The organism is Exiguobacterium marinum DSM 16307 (assembly GCF_000620845.1).
GTDB lineage: Bacteria > Bacillota > Bacilli > Exiguobacteriales > Exiguobacteriaceae > Exiguobacterium > Exiguobacterium marinum.
On the sequence record NZ_KK211189.1, the window covers coordinates 254,479 to 266,511 of the forward strand.

Consider the following 12,033-nt stretch of genomic DNA (forward strand, 5'->3'; position numbering starts at 1 on the left):
CGCTCGTATACTGTTCCCTCAAACCATATGGTTAAACACAAAAAAACCTGCTCGCCGATGCGAGCAGGTATCATATTCCTTAGAAAGGAAGATTAGATTTTTTCAACGTTAGAAGCTTGTGGTCCACGAGCTCCGTCTGTGATTTCGAAAGTTACTTCTTGGCCTTCTTCAAGTGTTTTGAAGCCGTCGCCTTGGATTGCTGAGAAGTGTACGAATACGTCGTCTCCGCCTTCCATTTCGATGAAGCCGTAACCTTTTTCTGAGTTAAACCATTTTACTTTACCTGTGTTCATGAATGAACCCTCCTGAAATAAACGCTATGCGTTATAGTAGTGCCTTACTAGAAAAAACTTGACCAAAAAAAATACAAGCCTCTGGAATTATCTAATGAAAAATAATCCCAAGCACTTGTGAATTATGATTCCAGCTATTCTTAATTAAGCACATATTGAATATAACATGGTTAGATGCTTCTGTCTAGTAAATACTTCTGATTGCTAAAAATAAGTCGAAACGGGTACACCCTAGAGAAGATGACACTAGGAGGATCTATTATGAAAAATTCAAATGATCAACAGTCAATCGCATCGATGATTGCTGCTTATTCCGACTGGTCTGAAGAAGAATTAATTCATCAAACACTCAAGTGGCATCATACCACGAGTAAAACAACTTATCCAGCAATGAGCCAAACATACGCTTGTCGAATCCCATTAACGGAGAGAGTTTCGCCTGTCCGGACGTCTCTTCCGCTTGAACAGATCGATGGAGTGGTTCGTCCCGTTTGGATGCGCCGACTCGATGCGGAATATTTGAATCTGATGCATATGACAAAATCACGTGTCGATGTGACGAACTATGGGGCTGTTGGAGATGGCAAGACGGACTGCACCCTCGCCTTTCGTCTCGCCCTCCGCTCTAATCGCCGTGTCTATGTGCCACCAGGTGTATATATCGTTCGAGGAATTCGCCTCCCTTCTAGTTGTGCACTTGAAGGTGCCGGACAAGACGTCACAATTCTCAAATTATCCGATCGGGCTCCGAAGCATCGCCGTCTTTTACGAAATACGACCCCATTCGCCGGCAATCATCATATCGAGGTATCCCATCTTACACTTGATTGGAACGTTGATCGTTTAGGTGACGTGAAACGAACGACAAGCTTTGACACGACATCGAGCGCTTTGACATTCGCGCACGTGACGTATGGATGGGTGCATCATGTGACGGCTAAAAATGCCGGGCTCCATGCGTTTGACATCACGTCCCCGCACTATCACTACCTAGGTGACGGACTTCGTGCGGCAAACGGAAGTCGGTATATCCATCTCAATCAACTCGAAGCAACGAATTATGGGGACGATGGGATCACAACACATCATAGTGATGCCATCTACATCACTAACTGTTATTGTCATCACCCCCATGGCCGAACGCACGCTTTAGGATTCTCAAACTCAAACGGCATTGAAATTGATGACGGTTCGCGTCACGTCACGCTTGTTCACAACAGAACGGAAGGCTGTTTTGGAGGTATCGAAGTAAAAGCGCATGGAACCTCGTCAGCCGCACACGACGTCCACATCTTCGGACATCTCTCCGTTCACGACAATCGTTCGTTCAACTTCCGCCACATCGGTCATCATTTGGCAGACGATCCGGATTCCGCGACTGCACGCTTCCTGTCCGGTACAAATTTGGTATCCATCGAGCCAGTCCGAAGCCCGCTTTATGCAAAATCCTCGCCACGGAGTCTGGTCGTTTCCGCATATCAAGATGTCTTCATCCATGGTTTGACTGCCATCGGCGACCCGACCTACGACTATGAACAGCATCCAGCACTTGCGATTCAATATAAGTCAAGACGTGTACAGTTGAAACGAATTTCCGTTCGCGGGTTTACCACAGCCCGAGCCGACCTCGAGCTGTTCGGAGGGGAGAACCGCACCGACGAAGTGACTATCGAAAACTTACGATGCCATGAATCTGCGCCAATCGCTTTAAAAATCGGACGTCAGATAGAACAAATTGCACTTCATCAAATCGAAGGACAGAAAAAAAGTGGAGATGCTCTCATCTCCACGAAAAGTCCGATTGATGTGCAGGACATACTCGCTTACGGATTCTCAGACCGGGTACGTTCGGACGTTTGAGCCGCCTCCACGAGCCGGTCCAATTTGTCGTCATCGAGTTCAAGCGAGCTTTCTTTCTGCTTTGCCATCATTCGGACGATTGCTTTGTCTAAAAAACCCATTCGTTCAAAGTCATAACCACTGCCAACGACCTCGACAAAATAGGCATGCTCGCGGAGTGATTCACGGTACGCCTCTTCTAACTCACGAATCCGCTCTGATTCTGTCGGTGTCCCGGCACACAAATATAAAGCGAGGGGATGCTCAAGCAAGTGTGCTTCGTGAAGCGCCAACCATTCCTTCATTTCGTCCTGGATGGTTCCCATCCGAATCGAACTGCCGACGATGACGTGATCGATCGTCTCCCACATCACATTCGGCTCTTCTACGATATTTTGGACATGAACGTCACCCGACAGACGTTCAGCGAGTAGAGCCGCTACTTTTTCACTCGTCCCATACCTGGAAGAGTAAGCGATTAAAGTACCCATGTCGTTCCCTCTTTTCATTTCAGACGTTACTTACACTATTCCCGAATCATGAAAAGAAGATACGTGACCATTCAAAAAAGCTCGCCGAATGGCGAGCTTTTGGTCACAGTTTGTACACTTGCGCTTCGTACGGACGAAGCGTGAACGGTTCAATCGGTTCCATGTTGCCGATGACGCGTTCGTTTACGTCATATGGTAAATCACGTTGTTGTGTTTCGCCCGAGAAGTTACAAAGCACGAGCCACGTCTCGCCTTCGAACGAACGTGTGAATGCATAGACCGCTTCATCTTCCGGCAACAACAGCTCATACTTTCCATAGACAACGATTGGATTGGCTTTTCGGAGCGCAATCAATTGACGGTAGTAATGGAAGAGCGAATTCGGGTCTTTCCGTGCCGCTTCCGCATTGATGTCGACATAGTTCGGGTTGACCCCGATCCATGGCGTCCCAGTCGTGAAGCCGCCGTGCGCTTCGTCCGACCACTGAACTGGTGTGCGTGAATTGTCACGTCCCCGCTCATGAATTCCACGGAAGATCTCATCGTGTGTCAACAATCCTTTTGATGTGTAATCATGATAAGCATTCAACGTTTCAATATCTCGGTATTGATCAATCGAATCAAAGGCGACGTTCGTCATGCCGAACTCTTCCCCTTGATAAATATATGGTGTTCCTTTTAATAGGTGAAGGAGTGTCGCGAGCATCTTCCCAGAACGGACACGGTATTCCGGTGAATCATTCCCAAAACGTGAGATAGCTCGAGGCTGGTCATGGTTACTCCAGTACAAGCTGTTCCACCCTTCTTCTTCAAGTCCTTCTTGCCAACGTGAGAAGATCGTCTTCAGTTCGGTCAACTTCCAGTCCGTCGGATTCCACTTCCCGAAGCTCCCGTTCCCGACGTCTACGTGCTCAAAGTGAAAGACCATGTTCAATTCGTTGCGGTCTTCCCCTGTATAAAGCTTCGCTTCTTCTACACTGACACCTGGCATCTCCCCGACCGTGATCGTATCGTATTTCGATAAGACTTCTTGATTCATCTCCTGCATGAATTCATGGATGCGTGGTCCGTTAAAGAAGAATGGCGTACCGTCACCGTATCCCGTTCCTTGTGTTTGACCGTCTGGGTAGCTTTGGTCTTTTGAGATCATGTTGATGACGTCCATTCGGAACCCATCGACCCCTTTATCGAGCCAATACGTCATGAGGTCATACACTTCACGGCGAAGCGTCTCGCTTTCCCAGTTCAAATCCGGTTGCTTCTTACTGAAGAGGTGAAGGTAGTACTCATCGCTCGCCTCATCATACTGCCAAGCGCTACCGCCGAAGAAAGCTCCCCAGTTCGTCGGTGGTTGACCGTCCTTTCCTTTTTTCCAAATATAATAGTCACGATACGGACTATCTTTTGAAGAACGTGACTCCATGAACCATTGGTGTTCGTCAGAAGAGTGGTTGACGACGAGGTCCATCATGATTTTAATACCATGCCGGTGCGCTTCCTCAAGCATCGCATCAAAGTCATCCATCGTACCAAACTCGTCCATGATGGAACGGTAATCACGAATATCGTATCCATTGTCATCGTTCGGTGAATCATATACCGGCGAGAGCCAGATGACATCGATCCCGAGTTCTGCCAAGTAAGACATCTTCTCCGTGATTCCTTGAATATCACCAATTCCGTCCCCGTTCGAATCATTGAAGCTACGTGGATAAATTTGATATACGACCGCTTCTTTCCACCATTGTTTCATGTTACATCCTCCTTGAAGTTCATTTTCCGTTTCAACGCTTTCATCGTACTGCCTTCAAGGATTCATGACCATCCATGATATGATTAGGATATGCACAATTTTGCTATAAAAAGAGGAGACTATTATGGAAATCGGCTTTTGTGGCTATTCGTACCATACAACGACTTATACTTTTCCATTCGCAAACTTACTCGATACGTATCTGATTCGCTTACAGACAGAGGGGACGGCTCGGATTGTGGTCAATGGGGAAACGATGATCACACGACCTGGTGACGTATTAATCGTCCGTCCGGGTGACTTCTATGAAATGCATGTCGATACACCCGCGAGCGGAGATTATCATATCTTTTGCACTGGACATTCGATGGATACATGGTGGCATGCGACTCCACGAAAACGACTGTATGCGATCACCATCGATTCCCGCCTACTTTCGCTATGGCAACACATTACAGAGGAAGTGCGTCGTCCACCATCTGAACAAAGTGCTGTACTAATTGAAACGCTCGTCCAAGCCCTTCTACTCATGCTCGATCGTTCGATTCAAGATGTGCATTCCCATACGCGACCTCCAGTCGTCTCTCGTATGATGCGCTTTATCGAAGCGCACGTCACGAGTGAGTTCAAAGTATCAGACGTCGCCACAGCGGTCGACCTCAGTGTTTCACGGACCGTTCACCTCTTTAAAGAAGGGACCGGGATGACCATCATCGAATATGCACAATCGATTCGGTTGCAGCTCGCCGAAGAGCAAATGCGCTATACAAAGCATTCGTTAGAAACGATTGCGGAACTATCTGGATTTCGAAGTTATCCATATTTCCACAGAATTTTCAAACGAAAATTTGGCGTCGCACCAGGGGTTTATCGGACACTTCAACAAAAAAACGAAAAAAAAATAAAAAAAGAGTGATCCATTTTTTGAACCGCTCCGTTAGATGGGTGTAAATAACGACAACACTCACTTACGAAAAGGAGCGATTACACATGAAGAAGAAGACGTTAAACAAAATCGTAGCCCCGGCGCTTGCCTTAGGACTACTCGTACCAGTGAACGCACAAGCAGCAGACCACATGCCAACAGCGAGCACACCAGCAGGTGACCTTCGCGCGACACTCGACCAACTCTTATCTGAGCACTATGTATTAGCCGTCACATCGATGATGAAAGGTTATGACGAGGCAGCAGATGCTGCGGTCGCAGATCAAGCACTCGATCAAAACGCACTCGATATGACACCAGCCATTTCTTCTATCTATGGAGAAGAAGGTGGCATGAAGTTTGAAGAAATCTTCCGTGGTCACAACGACTACTCAGCCGACTTCGTCGAAGCTGCAAAATCAGAAAACAAAGAGTTACGCATGGAAGCTGAAGCTGAAGTTGATGAGTTCGTAGAAGAATTCTCAACATTCCTCGACGCAGCGACGGAAGGGAACTTACCGAAGGACGCAGCAGCTGATGCGCTTGAACTTCACGAAGACCAAGTCCTCTCTGTATTCGATAACTACGTCGAAGGAGATTACGAAGAAGCTTACATGACGTTCCGTGAAGGCTACAAGCACATGTTCAACATCAGTAAAGCCCTCTCAGGCGCAATCGTCACACAAATGCCTGACAAATTCACGACTGGAGCCGACACACCAGCTGTTGAACTCCGCTCAACATTGAACAGTCTCGCAGGTGAGCACTTCGCCCTCGCAGCAATCGGTATGCAAAAAGGCTACGATCAAGCAGAGGACTATGACTACGTAACATGGGCAGAAGACCAAAACACACTCGACTTCAAAGCAGCCATCGCTTCTGTATATGGTGACGAAGGTGCTGCACAGTTCGAAAAAGTATGGAACTCAGATCACATCACAGCACAAGGTGACATCGTCGCTGCTACACTTGAAGGTGACGAAGCGAAGATTGAAGATGCACGTATGAAACTCGACCAATTCGCTGTCGACTTCAGCACATTCCTCGATGCTGCAACAGAAGGTAACTTACCACAAGCTGCCGGTGAAGAAGCGATCAAACAGCACGAAGCGCTCGTACTCGACACGTTCGATCAATATGTCGCTGGCGATGCAGAAGCTGCTTGGATGTCATTCCGTGAAGGATATGCGTTCATGTTCGGTGTTGGTGAAACACTCGGTAACGCGATCGTGACACAAATGCCTGACAAGTTCGAAGAAACAATGATGCCTGAAGAGATGCCTGAAACTGGTCTCGGTGGTGCACAAGAACAATCAATGAACAGCCTCTACGCTGGATTAGCTGTACTTGGCGGAATCTTACTCGCCTTCGTAACGCTTCGCAAACGTAAAGTGTCTGAACAATAATCAATAAGGAGGGAGTCCCATGAACAAGCGCCTTTTGTTTCTGGCGCTCTCTCTCTTTTGTTTTAGCTTCTGGACGTGGACGAGCGCCCAAGAATCGTCGTCACCACCTGTAGAAGAAAAACAAATAGAGGAGAGCCCGGATTTAACGGCTGAATTCTCACTTCTACAGGAAGAGGTGAAAAAGCTACGTTTAGCCGAGGAAGAAGAAAACGCCAAGGCCGTCACCCCTGTTCAAATCCAGATCCCTAAAATCGATGTCGATACGGCAATTGAACAAGTCGGTGTCCTGAACAATGGACAGATGGGCGTACCAGAAGATGAGAACCAGGTCGGGTGGTTCGAACCCGGTGTCACACCAGGTAGCAAAGGAAATGCCGTGATTGCTGGTCATGTGGATAGCAAGACCGGCCCGGCTATCTTTTATCAACTCGATCAACTCAAAGAAGGCGATGACGTTCTGATTCAAGATGAGGCGGGAAACATCTTACGATTCCGCGTCACGAAAACAGAACGCTATGATACGAAAACCGCGCCAATTGAAGAGATTTTCGGTGCCACATCAAATCGGAACTTAAATTTGATCACCTGTTCGGGGACGTTCGGGGACGGAGGCTATGATGAACGATTCGTCGTCTATACAGAGCTGGTGGATACCGAACTGAACGAAACTGTCGATCTCGAGACACCGACGGCAATCGAGCTGAAAGGTAACTTATTGACATGGCACGCCGTTCGTCAAGAGAGCGTGATTGGATATCGGATCTATGAAGTCATCGACGGAAAAGCGACTCATATCGAAAGTATCCCATCCCATGCACGAAAAAGTATCGAGGTCACAAGTGAGAACAACGCATCCTACTACGTGACTGCGATTGACAAGCTTGGAAATGAGTCAAAACCGTCTCAGATGACAAAATGACAAGAAGACCCCTTACTCACTTCAATGTGAATAAGGGGTCTTCTCAATTATACGAAGCAAGGAATTTGCGGGTTGAACGTCTTGTTGTTCTCCGTCATGACCTGCTTTTTAATTTTGCCTTCTCCGAGGTAGACGATGCGGTCAGCAAGCGCTTCGGCATCTTCCTCATCATGTGTCACGAAAATCGTCGTCGTGCCCGTCTGCTTCAACAGGCGACGCAAATCGTCGCGAATCCGGTGCTGAAGTGACGTATCCAAGTTACTGAACGGTTCGTCTAGAATCAAGAGCGCTGGCTTCGGTGCGAGCGCACGTGCGAGCGCGACACGCTGCTGTTGCCCCCCACTGAGCTCATAAGGGTAGCGGTGGCGAAATTCCGTCAAGTTGACGAGTTCGAGCATCTCTTCAACACGCGCATTCCGTTCCTTGCGGTTCAGTTTATGAAGACCGAACCGAATGTTCTTTTCAACGGTCATGTGCGGGAAGAGTGCGTAGTCTTGGAAGACCATCCCGACGCCACGATCTTCTGGCGGCATGAACTGACAATCGTCGCAACAGACACAGTCGTTCACGACGACGACGCCCTGGTTCGGCATCTCGAGTCCCGCGATCAAACGGAGAATCGTACTTTTCCCAGAACCGCTGTCCCCAAGAAGCGAGACGATTTCACCTTTTGTGATTGAAATCGAAAACCCTTTGATGGTTTCTTCATTTGCACCTTTATAGCTAAAATGTAAATCGTTGATTTGAACGAACATTAGTCGGCCTCCTTATCAAGCACCTTGTGGGAAACGAATATCAACAGTCCACTCATGAGGACGATGACGATGGAAGCGAGTGCCGCTTCGTGAATCTTCTCATCACTCACGTATTTGAACGCCTGTGTCGCAAGCGTCGAAAAGTTAAATGGTTGTAAAAAGAGCGTCAGCGGCAACTCTTTCATAATATCAATAAAGACGAGGATGAACGCGCTCATGATGGCACCTTTGATCATCGGAATATCGACGCGGAAGAACGTTTGGACGGTATTCCATCCCAACATGCGGGACGCTTCCGTGAACGACTTCCCGACCTTCTCGAATCCGCTCTCAATCGAGTTGTAACCGATCGCGAGGAAGCGGATGACGTAAGCAAAGATGAGCATGATGAGCGTCGTTCGGAATACGAACGTCTGACTCAAGTCGAGCGCACGTGCCAGATTAAGCACTTTGTCATCGAGCCATAAGAAGAGCGTGATGACCGCGATGGCGATCGCTGCTCCCGGAATCGAATACCCGAGCGTCGTCACCTTTGAAATGACGCGTGTCATGTTCGACGGGAATAGTCGCGTATAGTTCGCAATGATGAGTGCGAACAACAGGATAATCACGGTCGCGGTAAAGGCGACCCGTACCGTATTCCAAACGAGTTGCCAAAATTCTTCCGTAAAGACCGTATCGAACGTCAGGAACGTCCATGCCGTCAGCTGCGTGAACGGGATGACGAATGCAATCGCAAAGACGATCGAGACATAAGCGAATACCGCATAGCGATGCCAGCCTTGAAGCGGTCTCGGTTTGAGCGGTTTCACTTTTGTCGAAGCGTAACTGAATTGTTTCCGTCCTCGTACGAGTCGCTCCATCGTCAAGATGGCGATGACGAGAATCATAAGGGTACCTGCTAGCTTCAATGCGGACGACGTGTCTTTCATCCCGAACCATGTGCTAAAAATGGCCGTACTGAACGTCTGAATCCCAAAATATTTCACGACCCCATAGTCGTTCAGCACTTCCATCAAAACGAGACTGACACCACCGATGATGGCGACGCGAGAAATCGGTATGACGACGGTGAAGAAAATATCCCACGACCCGCGACCGAGAATCCGCGCGTTCTCAATCATCGAGGACGACTGGTTATGGAGGAACGCCCGCGTGATCGTATAGATGTATGGGTAGAGAAACAATGTGAAGATGAACACCGTCCCTTGAATCGACATGATATTGAAGTACGATTGATCGACGGTGATACCAAATTCATTTCGTAACGTCGTTTGAATCACTCCGGTGTAATTTAAAATGCCATGATACGTGTACGCCCCGATATAAGGCGGAATCGCGAGCGGCAAGATGAGTGCCCATTTAAAGAAACGACGGAACGGGAAATCATAGACGGTCACGAACCAAGCGAGGCTCGTCCCGATCACGGTCGTCAGTACACCTGTGGCTAACATGATGAATAGCGTGTTTCGTACGTAACGGGGAAGCAAGTACTCTTGGATGTGCTGCCAATTGTCATTGACCGGCGCAAACAATTCGACGAGCACGACAATTCCCGGTAGGACGATCAATAAAATCGCAAGAAAGCTGAGAATCGCCCATCCATTCAGTTGTCGTTTTACTGCGTGCCAGTTCATGTCGTACCGCTCCCGTTCTGTAAACTATCAATTCCTGTCCCATCATATCAGTTTCTATGCTTCCCGTGTAGCGCCTAGGGTGTGAGAAACGCAAAAATCTCCGGCCTGAACTCTCGTTCAAGCCGAAGTCATCTTACTTCCAACCTACTTCGTTAAAGATGCGAATTGCTTCTTGTTGGTTTTCACCAAGTACTGAGAGGTTGATGTCTTGTTCCTTGAACTCGCCCCATGATTGAAGAAGCTCGTTCGGCTCAACCGACTCGTTGACTGGGTATTCGTAGTTTACACTCGCAAACTTCTCTTGAGCTGACGGTTCTGACATGAACTCCATCAATTTTTGAGCGTTTTCTGTGTTCTTCGATGCTTTCGTCATCGCGATTCCAGAAATGTTCACGTGTGTGCCTGTTGTATCTTGGTTCGGGAAGAAGACACCGAGCTGTTCAGCGACTTTCTTCTCTTCTTCGTCTTCAGAGTTCAACATGAGTCCCATGTAATACGTATTCATGATGGCGACGTCCCCTTCACCGGCGACAACGGCTTTCGCTTGGTCACGGTCATTCCCTTGTGGGTCACGTGCCATGTTGTTCACTAAGCCTTTCGCCCACTCTTTCGCCTCATCGACACCGTTTACTTCGATGAATGACGCGAGGAGTGAGATGTTGTACATGTTTTCAGACGGACGGACGAGTACTTTGCCGTTCCATTGTTCTTCCGTCAACGCTTCATACGTCGACAACTCTTCTGGCTTCACGCGATCTTTTGAATACACGATGACACGCGCACGTTTCGTCAAACCGAACCATTCGTTGTCCGTGTCACGATATTTCGCAGGGATGTTTGACTCAAGCTCATCGCTATCGACCGCTTGGAGGTGCCCCGCTTCTTTTGCCTGATACAAGTTCCCAGCATCTGCCGTAATGAAGAGGTCCGCCTCAGTACTCTCACCTTCAGTGTTCAAACGCTCGAGGAGTTCGTCACTCTTTCCTTCCACCACGTTGACTTTGATGCCTGTTTCTTCTTCAAACTGCTTGTATAATTGTTGATCGACATCGTAGTGGCGACTCGAGTAAACATTGACGACGTTCGAATCGTCTGAGCCTTCATTTGAAGTTGTCTCATCTGTGCTTGCACAAGCGGCAAGGAGTGATGTCGTTAACGCTGCTGAAATTCCTAAAGCTGCATATTTTTTGTTCATCTGTCATTCCCCCACATTCGGTTATTTCTCTCTGGTAATGATAATTACTCTCAATACCTATCATTACTGATAATCATTCTCACGTCAAGGATTTTCTGCAATCGCTATCCGTTTGAATGTGCGCTTTATGACAGTTTTGAAGGTATCATTTCTTGACTTCAAAAGATTGCGGACGATATAGTAAGACCAAACAAACCGTCTGGTCGGTACAGAAAGAGGTGAATGTATGACAAACCGATCGAACATCACAAAACAAAAGCTATTGGATGCGGCAACGGACATCATTATGAATCATGGAGTTCACCAACTCACGTTGGACGAGGTCGCCAAAACTGCAGGGATTTCAAAAGGTGGCCTCCTTTATCACTACCCTTCAAAGGAAGCATTGATGACTGCGATGGTTGAACGATTACAACAAGAACAAAACGAGTTATATGTTTCGTTGCAACAAGAAGGTCACGGACCAGTCGAAGCATTCGTTCGTCTGTTTGACGAGACGAAGTTACATCCTGAGCGAGCAACCATTCAAATCGACGTCGAGAAAATGATTGCATTTCTTACGTTGTTCGCTGTCGACCAAGAGTATGCGGATCGTTGGAAACATGATTTAGATACGTTCTTCGCACAGTTCCAACAAACGGCCGACCCAGTGGAAACGATGATCATTCGTTATGCACTCGAAGGCATGATGATGTCCGAACACTTCGGTGTCGGTGTTCCCCCTACCGAACTCAAACAAGCAATCATCGAACGCTTGATTGATCGGGCACATAAAATCGACAACCATTCATAAAAACAACATTAGAGGAGATTAAAACAC

Annotated in this window: 11 protein-coding genes; 5 read left to right on the forward strand and 6 right to left on the reverse strand. The window is 47.7% G+C overall.

All coding sequences use genetic code 11. The features are described 5' to 3' along the window. Window positions 1–92: 92 nt before the first annotated feature. On the reverse strand, window positions 93–293 hold the full coding sequence (locus P400_RS0101675) for a cold-shock protein (protein WP_015880427.1): 201 nt from the start codon (window positions 291–293) through the stop codon (window positions 93–95). Between the two features lie 261 nt (window positions 294–554). On the opposite strand from P400_RS0101675, the gene P400_RS0101680 reads away from it, so the two are divergent. Further along, window positions 555–2,153, forward strand: a complete 1,599-nt coding sequence (locus P400_RS0101680; protein WP_026824590.1) for a glycoside hydrolase family 55 protein — start codon at window positions 555–557, stop codon at window positions 2,151–2,153. On the opposite strand, the gene P400_RS0101685 is transcribed toward P400_RS0101680, so the two are convergent. Together P400_RS0101685 and P400_RS0101690 are read right to left on the reverse strand one after the other, a co-directional pair. Next, a complete protein-coding gene (locus P400_RS0101685) occupies window positions 2,117–2,623 on the reverse strand; it encodes a flavodoxin domain-containing protein (RefSeq protein ID WP_026824591.1) in 507 nt (168 codons plus the stop codon). The genes P400_RS0101680 and P400_RS0101685 overlap by 37 nt on opposite strands. 103 nt (window positions 2,624–2,726) lie before the next feature. Then, window positions 2,727–4,376: a glycoside hydrolase family 13 protein gene (locus tag P400_RS0101690; protein ID WP_026824592.1), complete on the reverse strand. Its 1,650-nt coding sequence runs from the start codon at window positions 4,374–4,376 to the stop codon at window positions 2,727–2,729. Window positions 4,377–4,500: 124 nt separating this feature from the next. Between P400_RS0101690 and P400_RS14765 the strand changes: the two genes are divergently transcribed. From P400_RS14765 to P400_RS0101705, 3 genes are all read left to right on the forward strand, one after another. After that, window positions 4,501–5,292 (forward strand): AraC family transcriptional regulator, encoded by a 792-nt coding sequence (locus tag P400_RS14765; RefSeq protein WP_034770708.1) that lies wholly within the window; start codon window positions 4,501–4,503, stop codon window positions 5,290–5,292. 74 nt (window positions 5,293–5,366) lie between these two features. Then, entirely contained in the window at window positions 5,367–6,707 is a 1,341-nt protein-coding gene (locus tag P400_RS0101700; protein ID WP_026824593.1) for a globin family protein, read from the forward strand. Window positions 6,708–6,726: 19 nt separating this feature from the next. Next, window positions 6,727–7,626, forward strand: a complete 900-nt coding sequence (locus tag P400_RS0101705) for a class F sortase (RefSeq protein WP_026824594.1) — start codon at window positions 6,727–6,729, stop codon at window positions 7,624–7,626. Window positions 7,627–7,673: 47 nt separating this feature from the next. Here the strand turns inward: P400_RS0101705 and P400_RS0101710 are convergent, their stop codons facing one another. From P400_RS0101710 to P400_RS0101720, 3 genes are all read right to left on the reverse strand, one after another. Next, a complete protein-coding gene (locus P400_RS0101710; protein ID WP_026824595.1) occupies window positions 7,674–8,381 on the reverse strand; it encodes an ABC transporter ATP-binding protein in 708 nt (235 codons plus the stop codon). Next, window positions 8,381–10,018 (reverse strand): ABC transporter permease, encoded by a 1,638-nt coding sequence (locus P400_RS0101715; protein ID WP_026824596.1) that lies wholly within the window; start codon window positions 10,016–10,018, stop codon window positions 8,381–8,383. Before P400_RS0101715 ends, P400_RS0101710 begins: the two co-directional genes overlap by 1 nt. A gap of 133 nt (window positions 10,019–10,151) precedes the next feature. Beyond that, on the reverse strand, window positions 10,152–11,213 hold the full coding sequence (locus P400_RS0101720; RefSeq protein WP_026824597.1) for a Fe(3+) ABC transporter substrate-binding protein: 1,062 nt from the start codon (window positions 11,211–11,213) through the stop codon (window positions 10,152–10,154). 226 nt (window positions 11,214–11,439) lie between these two features. Here P400_RS0101720 and P400_RS0101725 point away from each other — a divergent pair, with 226 nt between their 5' ends. Then, window positions 11,440–12,006 carry a TetR/AcrR family transcriptional regulator gene (locus tag P400_RS0101725; protein WP_034770712.1) on the forward strand — a complete coding sequence of 189 codons (567 nt, stop codon included), beginning with the start codon at window positions 11,440–11,442 and terminating at the stop codon, window positions 12,004–12,006. Window positions 12,007–12,033: the final 27 nt, after the last annotated feature.